Source organism: Lactobacillus iners, from assembly GCF_011058775.1.
GTDB lineage: Bacteria > Bacillota > Bacilli > Lactobacillales > Lactobacillaceae > Lactobacillus > Lactobacillus iners.
Window position 1 is genome coordinate 1015759 of the sequence record NZ_CP049230.1, and the last position, 15492, is coordinate 1031250.

The window sequence follows — 15492 nt, forward strand, 5'->3', positions numbered from 1 at the left end:
AACGGAAGCTCTCTAAAATTATCCACTAACTTACTCTGCTTTTCGGTATGTTTCATAAAATTAATAAGTTGATATTGATTATACTCATAAAATAAATTTGGGTCAACCTTTTTTGAAAGTATTTTATTTTTTCTCGACAATTTTATTATCTTTGATTGCAAAATCAGTCAATTTGAACTTAATTGGAGCCTCATCTTCACCTTTTGATACATACAATACACCAGATATAGCTGAAACCTCACTGTTTGGATACTTCTCAATTAAAAATGCTTTGACAGAATCTAAAGTTACTTTCGTTAAAGCAGTTGGATTAACATTTTCAACTGAAAGTTCTTTTTGAGGATCAGCTTCTGATTTTTGATCAGTCTTTTCTTCTCTAGCTGGTAAAGGTTTAATTGATTTTATTTGACCATTTTCAACTGTAAAATCATCATCTACATTAAAGTAAACAGGATTACCGTCAGCCTTAATACCATATATACCAATCTGATTACCAAAACTTGAAATATCGTTTTCATCATCAATGTGATAATATTGTTTCAAATAATTTTTAACTGCATCAATATTTTTACTTACAGTAAAGGTAACTAATTTCTCTTTATTTTCAATAGACCATTTCATTGCAGCTACAATATCTCGAGCAGTAAATGATCCATATTCACCAGCTTTAGCAGCCTGTATAATTTGTTTGATGGTTAAAGCATGATAATGATCACCATTATGGCAGAAGTAGAAAATGTCTTTTTTAATCGGTTGGCCATTTTCATCTGTTTCAGAGCCATAAACTGGTCGTGTTTCATTGGTTAAATCACCAAATCCTTCCATATCCACGATACCACGCATATCTTTTTTCTTTAAAAATTCACGCAACCCATCTTTAACTTCAGGTTTTACCTCATCATATGTAAAAATCTCATTATTTTCAACAGTAATATTTGAATAATCTTTAGGACGTTCATCAATATATTCAGCATTTGGATAGTGCGATTTTGGATTTTCATGCACTACAGTAATTTCTTGACCATTTTTATACAAATGCCAATGATCACCATGATCAACTATCTTATCAATACCTTCTGGCCAATCAATTTCAACATTAGTATTATGCTGACTGTGAGTGCCAACATATTGACCAAATTTAGCATTTGGATATAAAGCACGTGGATTGGTATAAGTAATTCCTTCATTACCCTGCGAATCGTAGATATGATAATGATCTTCATGTTGTAAAATTTTAATAATATCATATCTATCAATCTTCCCTTTTTGACCTAAAACAGGAACGATTTTTAAGTTAGCAATGGCATCTTTATTATCATCATGCTTATCTTCAATGTGCGTTGAAGGTTCATTATTTTCAATGTGTGTTGAATGTTCATTATTTTCAAAATGATGATCAGCATGTGTGCCAACATATTGACCAAAAACTGCATCTGGATATAGAGCACGTGGGTCTGAATATGTGATTGACTCATTACCTTCTGCATCATAAACATGATAATGATCACCATGTTGTAAAATCTTAACTATGCGATTCTTATCTACTGTTTTTTGCCCTAAAACATTTACAAATTGTAATTGTTCAATATTTTGTGCTTGTTGATGATCAGCATGTGTTCCAACATATTGACCAAAAACTGCGTTTGGATATAAAGCACGTGGATCTGAATATGTAATTGACTCATTACCTTCTGCATCATAAATATGATAATGATCACCGTGTTGTAAAATCTTAACTATGCGATTCTTATCTGCTACTTTTTTACCTAAAACTGATACTAGATGTAATTGCTGTTTAGATGTGACTTTTTGAGTTGCATGCTGACCATGTGTACCAACATATTGACCAAAGACTGCATGTGGATACATACCACGTGGATCTGAATAACTGATAAATTCCTTACCACTTGCAGTATAAATATGGAAATGATCACCGTGTTGCAAAATTTTAACAACACGATCTTTAGCTAAGGCCTTAGTGATTGACGCTGTACCACGTGATCCATGATGCCCTGTATATTTAGTAACCTTAATATGAGGAAACATCGAGCTTGGATTCTGGTAAGTTAAATACTCATTGCCATCAGCTGTGAAAACATGCCAGTGATTACCATGAATCTTAATAGCAACAACTTTTTTATTCTTAAGTTGTGCCAAAGTAACAACATTAACCAATTCCAAACTAGTCGAGTCACTCATCTTATTTGGATCTGTATATGTGATATGTTCCTTGCCATCAGCTGTAAAGACATGCCAATGATCACCATGTTTAATAATTTTGACAATATCACTCTTTTTAAATGAGTCTGAATCTACTAAAACTTTAGTAGTCTTATCTTTTTGATATGTAGTCTTTTTAGTTACAAACGAATGATTAATATTTTTCGTAGCCTTGTTAGCACCCTGATTATTACCACAAGCTGATAATATTGTTGCTGAAATTAAAATTACACCTAATTTGGCAAGACTTTTTTTATTTTTTTTATTCATTACAAACTCCTAATTTTTCTTTATTATCATTGTTAAAATCAACCAGATAACCGATATCAAAACAATTACTGAACCGGGCTTTAAATTAAAGAAATACGATATAAATAATCCTGTATAAACGAAAGCCACCGACAATAAAATGGATAAAAGCAATGTTTTTTTATAGGTTCTAGCAATTTGCATAGCACTGACTACTGGAATAACAAGCAGTGACGAAACAATTAATGATCCAATTGTTTTAGCAGAAATTGATATTGCTACTGCACTTAAAAATGTCACCATAAAATTAATAAATTTAACATTAATACCTAAAATAGGGGCAGCTTTAGGATCAAATACACACAAATATAAAGTATTGTATAAAAGATATGAACATACTATTACAAAAAGTGATACTGCAATGACTAAATAAAATTCAGAATCACTGATTGTTACAATTGATCCAAACAAATAGGCACTAATTGAATTAGCATTATTAATAAAACTCATAAAAACACCAGCTAATCCAATTGAGGCAGCTAAAATAATAACTGTTGAAATCTCTTGATATGCCTTCAACTTATTACGAATCAGTTCAATACCTAATCCAGCAACAATACAAGCTGCAATCGAAGCTAGTAATGGATCAAATCCAAAACATAAGCCAATAGCTACACCAGCTAAGGATGAATGTGCCAATGTATCACCAATCATCGAAAGCCGTTTTAATAGAATTGGTAACCCCATTGTTGGCAAAATAATTGCCAAAAACATTCCTACAATACAAGCACGACGCATAAATTCATAATCAAATATTTCTAACATCATTTCACCACTAATTGTTGCAAATCACTACGTGACAAAATATGCCCACTAGCGTTTCTAATTTCAATTGCATAATCAATAAAATCAATTGCATCATCTAATGCATGAGTTACTATCACGATAGTCTTACCGCTAGAAGCAATTTCTTGTAAAAAGCCAAAAAACTCTCTAGAAAATTTCTTGTCAATACCTGTAGTAGGTTCATCCAATAAAATCAGCGAAGCATTTTTTATCATAGCTGCAGCTAATGCAACTCTTTGTAATTGTCCCCCTGATAATTCTGACAATACCTTGTTTTGATGCTCTGTTAAGCCAACTAAGTCCAAATATTTTTCAGGTGGCTCTTTTACTTTTAAGAATTTTAGATGATTATAGATAACTTCTATGACCGTAGTTGGAAAATTACGATAATTTTGAACTGAACTTTGCGATACATAAGCTATATCCTGATAGTGATTTTTCTGATCAATATCATCACCAAAAATTTTGATTTTTCCTGAAAGAGGCTTTAAATTATGTAAAATCAAATTTAAAAGTGTACTTTTGCCAGCACCATTTTCACCAACAATTGCAACAAAATTTCCCTGTTCAATACTACATGAAAAATTTTCTAATATCTTTTTTTCTTCATAAGCGAAAGTTAAATTTTCGATATCAAGTACTTTATTCATTAAATGATCTCATCAACGCTTTCATGTTTAATTCCATCAATTTCAAATATCCCATTGCAGCTTCATCATCTGTAAGATTTTCCATAGTATATATCGTGTCCGTCTTAGTATGAGTGTTTTTAGCTAAGGTTTTAGCGACTTTAGGTGTAGCTTTACCTTCAAAAAAGATGGTTTTGATATGATGTTTTTTAACGAAATCTGCAATTTTTTTCAATTGTTTAGCAGATGGCTCTTCATCAGGTGAAATACCTGTAACAGCAACTTGTTTAAAGCCATAATCACGTGCTAAATAATTAAAAGCAGCATGTGATGTAACAAAATATTTATCTTTTCCTTTAAATTTGGCCACAGTTTTTTCAAATTGATTATCCAAAGATTTAAATTCAGACTGTGCTTTTTTCAAATTTTTCTTGTAATATGCTTCATTATTTGGATCCATCGAAGCAACTTTACGATAAATTGTATCTAATTGTTCGTAAGCATTTTTAACACTGAGCCAAGTATGCGGATTAACTCGATCATGAGCTTTTACTATCCCCTTACCAGCTTCTAGTAATTTTAGTCCTTGTGACAAATCCAAAAATTTATTTTTCTTTTTGACTGTATCCTTTAATGCTGGAATAAAGTTTTCCATACCTGCACCGTTATAGATGATTAAATCTGCCTTAGCAATATCTTTCATATCGTTAGTTTTTAATTCAAAAGAATGTGGTTCTTCATTACCTTTGATAATTGTCTTAACTTCCATTTTGTTACCAACAATTCGCTTAGTTAAATCTGTAACTGGAAAGAAAGTAGTATAAATAACTTTTTTATTGTTAGAACTTTGTTGCTTACTACAACCTGTCAAACATCCACAAAAGATTGCTAAAAAAGTAAAAAATAAGAATAAATGTTTTTTCATATAACTCTCCTGTAATAACTTGTTTTTAGTAATTACTATTCGTAATAACTTTTTGTAACTAAAAATATATTAGCAACTTACTTTTTGTTAGTCAATATTTTTTTGCAAAAAAAAATTATCAAGATTGTTTTTCAACTAATCTTGATAATCGATAACTTATTGATCTACTGTTCGTGCCACATTTTAATCTTTCTTTGGATAATATCCAATTTAAATAGAGCAGATAACAAAATAACCATAACTACTGCCATAATACACTCTTGCGGAATTCGACTAATCAGCATAACTGAATAAGGTACATGACAAATAATTTTTAACCAAAAACTATTAACAAAAAATTGAATCAAACACGTTAAACCTGTAGCTATTAATATCCGCACGAAGTTAACTTTATTTGAAAATACTATTCCGAATACTAATCCAACTAAAAATGCCGTTAAAGTAAAACCGGGGAAATAAGTTAACTTAGGAAATAACATACATCCAATAAAATCAGCTCCAGCACAACTGATAGCAGTAACATAAGGTGAATATAAGCATCCCATAAGGGCAATACATATAAATGTAAATGATATTTTATGACTACCACCAATATTAAGTGATAATAATCTACTAAAGATAATATATAACGCAATTAACATGGCTAATACAACCATTTTTTGAATCTTCAAATTTTTCTTATTCAATTAAAAGTCCCCCATCTAATTGTTAATAACAACATTTTTTATTATACAGTACCCCTATATGTTTGTTAAACAATTTGCTCACAAAAAAAGATTAGTGTGTACTAATCTTTTATCTAATCTTATATTTGCTTTTTAACTCACGATCTTGATCACGACGTTTAATTGTCTCTCTTTTATCATATTGCTTTTTACCCTGACCAACACCTATTAAGACCTTAGCATAACCATGTTTCAGATAAACTTTTAAAGGAATAATAGTCATACCTTGTTGTGCTTGAATAATTTGCAAATGATTTATCTCTTTTTTGTGTAACAACAATCTTCTACTTCTTAAGGGATCATGATTATAAATATTCCCTTGTTTATATTCACTAATATGCACATTTTCTAAAAAAGCAGAACCACGATAAGTCTGCACATATCCATCTTTAAGATTAATCCTTCTGGCACGAACCGATTTGATTTCTGTTCCTGTCAAAGCAATTCCTGCTTCAAAAGTTTCCTTAATAAAATAATCATAACTAGCTTTTTTATTAGTAGCTAATGCATCATTTTCCTTTTTCTTCATAGTTATCTCTGCCTATTACGTTTACGATATGGTCGATTATTTTGCGATGTACGCTGGCGATAAGGTGTTTTGGTTTGATTATGGTCGTTATTTTTAATTTTAGGTGTATTAGGATCATAAATTTCAAAATCAATCTGATGCTGGGCAACATCTGCATTAATCAATTTTACTTTAATTGGCATCCCCACTTTAAATTGATGATGCTTACCACGACCAGTTAAAGTTAGCGATTTTTCATCAAAGCGATAGAAATCATCCGTTAAATTGGAAATATGAATCAAGCCTTCCACTGTATTAGGTAATTGAATAAACATACCAAAACTAGTTACAGAAGAAATGATAGCATCAAAATGTTCACCTACTTGGTTAGCCATATATTCTGTCATCTTCAAATCATTGACACTACGTTCCGTATCTATGGAGCGACGTTCTTGCACTGATGTTTGCTCTGCAATTTCATCCAACTTACCTTGAAAATGCTTTTGTAATTCTGTAGCAGGTTTGCCAACTCCATATTCATGAATCATCCGATGCACTATCAAATCTGAATAACGTCTAATTGGTGAAGTAAAATGAGTATAATATTGTGCAGCTAAGCCAAAGTGACCTAAAGGCTCTGCAGAATAATGAGCTTGTCTTAAACTACGTAACATCATCATTTGAACAACCGCTTCTTCGGTAGTACCTGCAGTTTTGGTTACAATCTGTTGCAAATCGCTAGGTTTGACGTCATGCGGATCAGCTTTTACATTTAAGCCAAATGCACTCACAAACTCAAAAAATGTTTTCATTTTTTCTTCGTCTGGTGTTTCATGAACTCGATATAAAAATGGAACATGACGTCTAAAATATTCCTCTGCAACAGTTTCATTCGCCAATAACATAAAGGACTCTACCATCTTTTCAGCAGTGCCTCGTTCGTGTAAAACGATATCAATCGGCTTGCCCATTTTATCAACAATAATTTTTGCTTCAGGTTCTTCAAAATCAATAGCTCCACGTTTGTGTCTCTTTTGATATAAAATATCATGCAACTTAGCCATTTCGACCAGCATTGGACGCAAAGTACGATATTTTTCTTCAAGTTCATCTAAATGATCACCAGCTAAAGCACGATTTACTTTACTATATGTTAATCGCCCATGTGATTTCATCACTGATGGATGAATACTGTAATTTACTCGTTCACCAGTAGGAGTAATTTCCATATCACATGATAAAACTAAACGTTCAACACCTTCATTTAACGAACATATACCATTAGATAATCTAAAAGGTAACATAGGAATGACACGATCAACTAAATATGTACTATTTCCTCTAGTAAATGCCTCAATATCTAATGGTGAACCTTCAGTAACATAATGTGCCACATCAGCAATGTGGACACCTAAATGATAATTACCATTGTCAAGCTTCCATAAAACTACTGCATCATCAAAGTCTTTTGAATCATCGCCATCAATAGTTACTGCAGCTTGTTGAGTAATATCATCTCTTCCTGCCTTATCTGCAGCTGTTACATGATCAGGTATCTGGTTGGCTTGTTCTAAGGCTTCATCAGACCATTCCGTTTTAACATCATGATCTGCAACAATAGCCATTATATCAACGCCTGGATCATTTTTATTTCCAATAACCTTAATTACTACAGCTGTCATATCCTCTGGAGACTCTTCAGATGGATAAGTTTTTAATGATACTTGGACAATATCACCTAATTGGGGCGTTAACCCATCCTTCAAAATATATATTTTATATTTTTTTAGTTTTTTATTTTCACTTATTACATATCCCAGATAATTCGTTGTCGCTACCTGTTGATCAGAAAAAGGAATAAATTCACCAACTAAATTTTCAAAACCACGCTCAATAATTTCAACAACTTGTCCTTCAGGTCCTTTACCATTCCATGGGTTAGCATCTGCAATAATTTTAGCTTTAACAGTATCACCATCAATTGCAAATGAAGTATTAGTTTTATCTACAAAGATATCATCAGCCACTTCATCGTATCTAATGAATCCAAAGCCCTTATCATTAGCTCTAAATGTTCCTTCAACAATGGTATCTAATCGATTAAGTTGATATTTTCCTAAACCATCAGTAATAATTTTCTTTTCATGTTCTAAGAAGGTTACTCCTCTAACCAATTCTGTAAATTTATAATGTAATTTATTATGCAATTCTCGATCCAATTTATCTATCGTATAAGATTTTTGTGAATTGTGTCTAAATACTTCATAAATACTTGCTAATACACGTTCATCTTGTGGCACTATTAATACACCTCATTTTTTCTATATTATGGGATAAATAAAAAAGCTCCGATTAATCGGAAGCCTTAAATTACTTTGAAGATAATTTAACCAAAATTATGGCTAAAACAAAGAATATCACAAGCAATACGCCTGTTATCTTTTCCATTAATGCCTCAAAGCCACGTTTCTTAGTTTGTCCACTAAATACGGCACCACCAGATAGTGCATTTAAGGCATCTTGTTGCTTTTGTGGCTGCATCAACGTTGCTATAATAATTAAAAAACTAACGATGATGATTAACGTCATGACTAAGTTATACAAAGCGTTGCCTCCATTGCCTAAAAAAATTAATCACTGAACTAATTTTACCATAAAAAATAAACAAATGCTAAAGAAAAAGACTTCAATTAGAAGTCTTTTTAATAACAATTAACATCAATTAGAATTGTTTATGTAAGTTGTAAAAACTGTGGATACCTTTATATTCAGCTGTAGAACCTAAAGCTTCTTCAATTCTCATTAATTGGTTGTACTTAGCAATACGGTCAGTTCTAGACATAGAACCTGTCTTAATTTGACCTGCATTAGTTGCTACAACCAAGTCTGCAATTGTAGTATCTTCGGTTTCACCTGAACGGTGGGAAACGATAGCAGTATATCCAGCTTCTTTAGCCATTTCGATAGCTTCAAAAGTTTCAGTTAAAGTACCAATTTGGTTAACTTTAATTAAAATAGAATTAGCTACTCCCTTTTGAATACCCTTCTTCAAGTAGTTAGTATTAGTTACGAATAAATCATCACCAACGATTTGAACTTTACCACTCAAACGATCAGTAAATGTCTTCCAACCTTCCCAATCATTTTCATCTAGTGGGTCTTCAAGGGAAATAACAGGATATTTGTCAACTAAATCTTCAATTAATGAAGTCCATTCTTCAGCTGTGTATTCACGACCATCTGCTACAGTAACATATTTCTTAGTTTCTTTATTATAAAATTCAGAAGCTGCTGCATCAAATGCGATAGCAATATCTTCGCCTGGCTTATAGCCTGCACGTTGAATAGCTTCAACTAAAATTTCAAATGGTTCCTCATTATTCTTAAGGTTTGGTGCAAAACCACCTTCATCACCAACACCTGTAAACTCACCACGCTCTTTTAAGATTTTCTTCAAAGTATGGAAAGTTTCTGCACCCATACGTACAGCTTCATGCAATGATTTTGCACCAACTGGCATAATCATAAATTCTTGAATATCAACATTATTATCAGCATGCTTACCACCATTAATAACATTCATCATTGGTGTTGGTAAAACATGTGCATTAGGACCACCTAAGTATTCATATAATGGCAAGCCTAATTCATCAGCTGCAGCACGTGCACTTGCTAATGATACGGCCAAGATTGCATTAGCACCTAAGCGTCCTTTGTTAGGAGTACCATCTAAATCAATCATAGTTTGATCAATTAAACGTTGATCAGTTACATCTAAGCCAATAATTGCCTTTGCAATTTCACCATTTACATTTTCAACAGCAGTTAAAACACCAGTACCATTAAAACGTGATTTATCACCATCACGTAATTCAACAGCCTCATGTTCACCAGTTGATGCACCTGATGGAACAATTGCACGACCGAAGCCACCGACTTCAGTATAAACTTCAGCTTCAATAGTTGGGTTACCACGGGAATCTAAAACTTCGCGTGCGTGAATATCAGTAATTACAGACATGGAATTTCTCCTTTATATATATGTTTTTAAAATAAATTGTTATCTTGAAATTAATCTTGGTAATTTACCAAAGCTAAAAATGATTCAGGATCTAATGAGGCACCACCTACTAAACCACCATCAATATTAGGTTTAGCCATTAATTCTTTAACATTAGCAGGCTTTACAGATCCACCATATTGAATACGGATGTTGTCACTAGTTGCTTCATCATACAAATCTTTAACAGTTTCGCGAATTGTCTTACACATTTCTTCTGCTTGATCGGATGAAGCTGTCTTACCAGTACCAATTGCCCAAATAGGCTCATATGCAATAACTAATGAACTTACTTGTTCAGCAGTTAAGCCTTCCAAGGCAGCTTTAATTTGGGAAACAACCCATTCTTCTTGCTTGTTAGCTTCACGAGTCTCTAATGATTCACCACAACAAATAATTGGTGTAACACCGTGCTCTAATAAAGCCTTAGCTTTTTTATTGATATCTTCATCAGTTTCGTGGAAATAGCCTCTTCTTTCAGAGTGACCAATAATACAATAATTGATACCCATTTCCTTTAATACTAATGGAGAATTCTCACCAGTAAAAGCACCTTCTGCTTCAAAGTAACAATTTTCTGCACTAGTATGTAAATTGCTACCTGCAGCTGCTTTTCTTAAAGCATCAACATCCAATGCTGGTGCTGCAATAACTGCTTCTACTTTTGATGATTCAGGTAAATGATTCTTTACAGCATTAACAAATTCAGTTGTTTGTTCTGGATTCATATGTAATTTCCAGTTACCCGCAATAATTGGTGTACGCATAAAAATTAGATCCTTTCTTACTTATCTGAAATACATGCAATACCAGGTAATTCTTTACCTTCTAAGTAATTAAGTGATGCACCACCACCAGTAGAAATGTGGGTAATCTTAGGTGCAATGCCTAATTGCTTAGCAGCAGCAGTAGAGTCACCACCACCGATAATAGTAATAGCGTCAGTTAAGTTTGCTAAAGCACGACCAACTTCTAAAGTACCTTCTGCGTAGTTTGGCATTTCAAAACAGCCCATAGGTCCGTTCCAAACTACAGTCTTAGCATCTTTTAAGATTTCTTTGAATTTTTCAACAGTCTTAGGACCGATATCAAGACCCATTTCATTATCAGGAATATCAATATCAACAACTTCATGAGTTGCATCATTTGAAAATTCAGTTGCAGCAACATGGTCTACAGGCAATACAATCTTGTCACCTGCTTTAGCCAAAAGCTCTTTTGCTAATTCAACTTTATCTTCTTCAAACAATGATTTACCAATCTTGTGTCCTTGTGCTGCTAAGAAGGTGTAAGCCATACCACCACCAATTAAGATGTGATCAGACTTAGGAATTAAGTTAGTAATAACACCAATCTTATCAGAAACTTTTGCACCACCTAAGATAGTTACAAATGGATGTACAGGGTTAGAAACTGCGTTACCTAAGAATTTAATTTCTTTTTCCATCAAGTAACCAGCTGCTGCTAATTTACCAGCAGCTTTCATTGCAGTAGCAATACCAGTATTAGATGCATGGCTTCTATGTGCTGTACCAAATGCATCATTAACATAAACATCACCTAAGCTTGCCCAGTACTCACCAAGAGTTGGATCATTTTTAGATTCACGTTTACCAAAATCATTATCAATATCTTGGAATCTTGTGTTTTCAAGAACTATAACTTCGCCATTCTTCATAGCTGCTACAGCATCTTCAACTTCTTTACCCTCATTTTCAGGTACAAAAGTTACAGGCTTTTCTAATAATTCACTCAAACGCTCTGCAACAGGTTTTAAAGTTAATTCTTTTTTATCAGCATCACTCTTTACACGACCCAAGTGACTTAATAAGATAGCTTTTCCACCGTGTTCGATAATGTACTTGATAGTTGGTAATGCAGCAACAATACGATTATCATCGCTAATAACACCATTTTTAATTGGTACGTTGAAGTCAACACGAACTAAAACTTTTTTACCTTCAAGATCTTTAAGATCTGAAACAATTAATTTAGCCATTTAATATTAAACCTCCATAACAAAGTAAGATACTTACTTCCCTGAAAAAAGGCGGAAGGAGAATCTCCCTCCGCCTTCTTCACTACAAAAATCAGTATTAACTATTGATTAAAGAGTAGCAAATTTCAACAAAGTACGAACCATTTGGCAAGTGAAACTGTATTCATTGTCGTACCAAGCAACAGTCTTAACTAATTGCTTGTCACCTGCAGTGGTTACCATAGTTTGAGTTGGGTCAAAAATTGAACCAGCAGTCATACCTAAAACATCGCTTGAAACGATTTCGTCATCGTTGTAAGCAAATGAAGGAGTTTCATATTTCTTCATAGCTTCGTTAATTTCATCTGCAGTAACTTCTTTGCTCAAGATTGAAACTAATTCAGTTACGGAACCATCTACAACTGGTACACGTTGTGCATGACCATTCAACTTACCGTTCAAGTCAGGAATTACAAGACCAATAGCCTTTGCAGCACCTGTTGAATGTGGAATGATGTTAGCGGAAGCAGTACGTGCAGCACGGAAGTTACCGCCACGAACTGGTCCGTCTAAGATCATTTGAGTTGAAGTAAATGCGTGGATAGTAGTCATAGTACCAACTTCAATGCCGAATTCTTTGTTCAAAGCATTAACCATTGGTGCTAATGAGTTAGTAGTACATGAACCTGCTGAAACAATCTTGTCATCAGCAGTTAAAGTACCTTCGTTTACACCGTAAACAACAGTCTTAAGATCGCTACCTGCAGGTGCAGAAATTAAAACTCTCTTTGCACCAGCCTTAAGGTGAGCTTCTGATTTAGCCTTGCTTGTGTAGAAACCAGTACATTCAAGAACAAAGTCAACACCATCGTTTTTAACCCATGGAATGTTTTGTGCTTGTGGTTCTGCATAAACACGGTATTTCTTACCATCAACAACAATGCTGTCTTCAGTTGCTGAAACTTCGTGGTTAAAAGTACCATGAGTTGAGTCATACTTAAGTAAGTGAGCTAAAAGTGCTGGAGTAGTTAAGTCGTTGATTGCAACAACTTCAATATCCTTTGACTTTTCGCCTAATTCCATAATACGACGAAATGCTAAACGACCAATACGGCCGAAACCGTTAATACCAATTTTAACTGTCATAATTGGTTATTCCTCCTTAGGAAACTATGTAGTAACAATTTATTTTAAACGAGAACTCAATTCTCCCTTAAAACCTTATTTGAGGCTCCCTCATCGGTTATTAACCACGTTTGCTTGGGAGCATGATGCATGTATGCAATAATTGCTGGAGCTTTCAATTCACCAGCTGCTAAAGCAAAAACATGGGGTATTTTATCTAAAACTTCAAGTTGAAAACCAACTCGTGGCACACGATCAACTAAATGACCATTATGGTCGAAGAAATACCCGAAACATTCGGCCACGGCACCTTTATCCATTAATTTGGAACGGGTAAACGCATCAAAACCACGCTTACGTGCCATATTATCCGCTAATCCTATACCATGAATCACCGCATCACTATTGTAAATACTAGTGAAAGTATTAGAAATCATGGGGTCTTGCATCAAAGCATTGATAGCTTCACTAGGAAGATTTTCTGGTAAATACAAACCTGAAAATCGACCACCAACTTTTGAAGCTACAGCCTGAGCAATTGTGTTACTTTGTAGTTCCACATCATCGCCCAAAGCTCCCCTTCCTGGTACAAATAAAATATCACGATATCTACTTAACCGCTTGCTTAGATGTTTAGTAACATTAGCAACTGTTTTACCACCAGACACTGTTATAATATCCTTACCTAAAGGTAAAAGCAAGTCTAAAGCTGCACTAAGTTGTTCACCCATCAAAGCCCAAACGCGATCTTGCAAATCTGCATTACCAGGAACAATAATCACCCGATCAATTCCCAGCTTGCTAGCAAGCTGTAATTCAGTCTTACTAGCATTAAATATCCTATCAATCAGCGGTGCCAACTCTTTTAAAGTTATCTCGCCTTTTTCTGTCAGAACCATACCAGAACTGTTAATCTCAATTAAGTGTAGTTGTTTCAAATAATCAGTTTCTGTTCGAATATTTCTCTCACTCAATCCCAATTTTTTTGCAACAACTCTTCGTCCCACTGGGGCTAACAACGATATCTGTTCTAAGACAAGAAAACGCTGTCGAATTATTTTAAAAACATCAGGAACTAAGCTTTGTAACAAGGTTAAATCCGAGTCCATGCTTGCTCCCTTTGTGTGGGTCACAGTTTGTCCCATTCAGTGACGTTTAGCGACCCAATAACATTAAAAATATTAGAGAAACATCAATTATTCACAATAATACCCCGACATTTCTCTTTTCGACACCTATAGTATACCAATTAGTATTTTTTTATTCAAGTAAACTACATATTTTTTATTTTTTTATTTATACTTTAAAAATTGTTTGTTAGAATAGGTTTGTTGAGGCACTCTTAGTGTAATGGATATCACTTAAGATTCCGGTTCTTAAAATCCGGGTTCGACTCCCGGGGAGTGCATATTAATTGCATTAGTGACGAAGCTAGTGCTTTTTTTATCTTAAAATTAATTAACTCTCTTAATCTATTAGTTTGTAAGTAAAAAAATATTGTATGACTTATTTTATCTGATAATTTAAGGTAAAATAGAGACAAAAATTTGACCTACAGGCATAATTGTGTTTTAATTAGCAGCGTATATATATGACTGCTAATTTTATAAAGGAGGTAGATTATGCTCGTACCTACAGTTATTGAACAAACCGCACGTGGCGAACGTGCTTACGATATTTATTCAAGACTATTAAAAGACAGAGTTATTATGTTGAGTGGTGAAATAAATGACACGATGGCCAATTCAATCATTGCCCAATTGCTATTTTTGGACGCTCAAGACAATACTAAAGATATTTCATTATATATAAATTCACCTGGTGGCGTAATTACATCAGGTCTAGCTATTATGGATACAATGAATTTCATTAAATCAGATGTATCAACTATTGCTATTGGTATGGCTGCATCCATGGCTTCAATCTTATTGACAGCAGGCACTAAAGGTAAACGTTTTGCTTTACCAAACTCTACTGTTTTGATTCACCAGCCTTTAGGTGGTGCCCAAGGTCAACAAACCGATATTCAAATTGCCGCTAATGAAATTCTTAAGAGTCGTGAAAAGATCAATAGTATTTTGCACGAAACTACTGGTCAACCACTTGAAAAGATTCAAGCTGATACTGAACGTGATAAGTACTTAACAGCTCAAGAAGCCAAAGACTATGGCTTGATTGACGAAATTTTAGTTAATAAGAATAATTAAAAGCAAGATAAAAAGCATAT

14 protein-coding genes, 1 tRNA gene and 1 other annotated feature (1 of these 16 only partly in view) are annotated in these 15492 nt (G+C 33.6%); of the genes, 2 read left to right on the plus strand and 13 right to left on the minus strand.

Annotated features, from left to right (window positions below; genetic code table 11):
- Positions 1-55: a binding site (T-box leader), on the minus strand (it extends 196 nt beyond the left edge of the window).
- A 68-nt stretch (positions 56-123) separates the two neighbouring features.
- The 13 genes from G6Z82_RS04975 to G6Z82_RS05035 form a co-directional block, all read right to left on the minus strand.
- Positions 124-2490 (minus strand): hypothetical protein, encoded by a 2367-nt coding sequence (locus tag G6Z82_RS04975; protein ID WP_009310451.1) that lies wholly within the window; start codon positions 2488-2490, stop codon positions 124-126.
- Between the two features lie 9 nt (positions 2491-2499).
- Positions 2500-3294: a metal ABC transporter permease gene (locus G6Z82_RS04980; RefSeq protein WP_164786009.1), complete on the minus strand. Its 795-nt coding sequence runs from the start codon at positions 3292-3294 to the stop codon at positions 2500-2502.
- Positions 3294-3965 (minus strand): metal ABC transporter ATP-binding protein, encoded by a 672-nt coding sequence (locus G6Z82_RS04985; protein WP_006729595.1) that lies wholly within the window; start codon positions 3963-3965, stop codon positions 3294-3296. Before G6Z82_RS04985 ends, G6Z82_RS04980 begins: the two co-directional genes overlap by 1 nt.
- Positions 3958-4869 carry a metal ABC transporter substrate-binding protein gene (locus G6Z82_RS04990; protein WP_006729594.1) on the minus strand — a complete coding sequence of 304 codons (912 nt, stop codon included), beginning with the start codon at positions 4867-4869 and terminating at the stop codon, positions 3958-3960. Before G6Z82_RS04990 ends, G6Z82_RS04985 begins: the two co-directional genes overlap by 8 nt.
- Positions 4870-5033: 164 nt before the next feature.
- A complete protein-coding gene (locus tag G6Z82_RS04995) occupies positions 5034-5555 on the minus strand; it encodes a folate family ECF transporter S component (RefSeq protein ID WP_006731314.1) in 522 nt (173 codons plus the stop codon).
- Between the two features lie 109 nt (positions 5556-5664).
- Positions 5665-6123 carry an SsrA-binding protein SmpB gene (smpB, locus tag G6Z82_RS05000; protein WP_006729592.1) on the minus strand — a complete coding sequence of 153 codons (459 nt, stop codon included), beginning with the start codon at positions 6121-6123 and terminating at the stop codon, positions 5665-5667.
- A gap of 2 nt (positions 6124-6125) precedes the next feature.
- A complete protein-coding gene (gene rnr / locus G6Z82_RS05005; protein ID WP_006731179.1) occupies positions 6126-8402 on the minus strand; it encodes a ribonuclease R in 2277 nt (758 codons plus the stop codon).
- A gap of 70 nt (positions 8403-8472) precedes the next feature.
- Positions 8473-8706: a preprotein translocase subunit SecG gene (gene secG, locus G6Z82_RS05010; protein WP_006730623.1), complete on the minus strand. Its 234-nt coding sequence runs from the start codon at positions 8704-8706 to the stop codon at positions 8473-8475.
- 118 nt (positions 8707-8824) lie between these two features.
- The gene (eno, locus tag G6Z82_RS05015; RefSeq protein ID WP_006729589.1) at positions 8825-10123 is read right to left on the minus strand and encodes a phosphopyruvate hydratase; all 1299 of its coding nucleotides are present in this window, start codon (positions 10121-10123) and stop codon (positions 8825-8827) included.
- Between the two features lie 50 nt (positions 10124-10173).
- Positions 10174-10929 carry a triose-phosphate isomerase gene (gene tpiA / locus G6Z82_RS05020; protein ID WP_006729588.1) on the minus strand — a complete coding sequence of 252 codons (756 nt, stop codon included), beginning with the start codon at positions 10927-10929 and terminating at the stop codon, positions 10174-10176.
- 17 nt (positions 10930-10946) lie between these two features.
- Positions 10947-12161 carry a phosphoglycerate kinase gene (locus G6Z82_RS05025; protein WP_006729587.1) on the minus strand — a complete coding sequence of 405 codons (1215 nt, stop codon included), beginning with the start codon at positions 12159-12161 and terminating at the stop codon, positions 10947-10949.
- Between the two features lie 108 nt (positions 12162-12269).
- Positions 12270-13286, minus strand: a complete 1017-nt coding sequence (gene gap, locus G6Z82_RS05030; RefSeq protein ID WP_006729586.1) for a type I glyceraldehyde-3-phosphate dehydrogenase — start codon at positions 13284-13286, stop codon at positions 12270-12272.
- A gap of 56 nt (positions 13287-13342) precedes the next feature.
- Entirely contained in the window at positions 13343-14374 is a 1032-nt protein-coding gene (locus G6Z82_RS05035; RefSeq protein WP_006730600.1) for a sugar-binding transcriptional regulator, read from the minus strand.
- 227 nt (positions 14375-14601) lie between these two features.
- On the opposite strand from G6Z82_RS05035, the gene G6Z82_RS05040 reads away from it, so the two are divergent.
- Positions 14602-14673: transfer RNA gene (locus G6Z82_RS05040), tRNA-Arg, on the plus strand.
- Positions 14674-14887: 214 nt separating this feature from the next.
- On the plus strand, positions 14888-15472 hold the full coding sequence (clpP, locus tag G6Z82_RS05045) for an ATP-dependent Clp endopeptidase proteolytic subunit ClpP (RefSeq protein WP_006729584.1): 585 nt from the start codon (positions 14888-14890) through the stop codon (positions 15470-15472).
- Positions 15473-15492: the final 20 nt, after the last annotated feature.

Bases quoted from the DNA above. Each gene is read 5' to 3' on its own strand.
- G6Z82_RS04975 (WP_009310451.1), bottom strand. From the start codon at position 2,490: ATGAATAAAAAAAATAAAAAAAGTCTTGCCAAATTAGGTGTAATTTTA.
- G6Z82_RS04980 (WP_164786009.1), bottom strand. From the start codon at position 3,294: ATGTTAGAAATATTTGATTATGAATTTATGCGTCGTGCTTGTATTGTA.
- G6Z82_RS04985 (WP_006729595.1), bottom strand. From the start codon at position 3,965: ATGAATAAAGTACTTGATATCGAAAATTTAACTTTCGCTTATGAAGAA.
- G6Z82_RS04990 (WP_006729594.1), bottom strand. From the start codon at position 4,869: ATGAAAAAACATTTATTCTTATTTTTTACTTTTTTAGCAATCTTTTGT.
- smpB (WP_006729592.1), bottom strand. From the start codon at position 6,123: ATGAAGAAAAAGGAAAATGATGCATTAGCTACTAATAAAAAAGCTAGT.
- eno (WP_006729589.1), bottom strand. From the start codon at position 10,123: ATGTCTGTAATTACTGATATTCACGCACGCGAAGTTTTAGATTCCCGT.
- tpiA (WP_006729588.1), bottom strand. From the start codon at position 10,929: ATGCGTACACCAATTATTGCGGGTAACTGGAAATTACATATGAATCCA.
- G6Z82_RS05025 (WP_006729587.1), bottom strand. From the start codon at position 12,161: ATGGCTAAATTAATTGTTTCAGATCTTAAAGATCTTGAAGGTAAAAAA.
- gap (WP_006729586.1), bottom strand. From the start codon at position 13,286: ATGACAGTTAAAATTGGTATTAACGGTTTCGGCCGTATTGGTCGTTTA.
- G6Z82_RS05035 (WP_006730600.1), bottom strand. From the start codon at position 14,374: ATGGACTCGGATTTAACCTTGTTACAAAGCTTAGTTCCTGATGTTTTT.
- clpP (WP_006729584.1), top strand. From the start codon at position 14,888: ATGCTCGTACCTACAGTTATTGAACAAACCGCACGTGGCGAACGTGCT.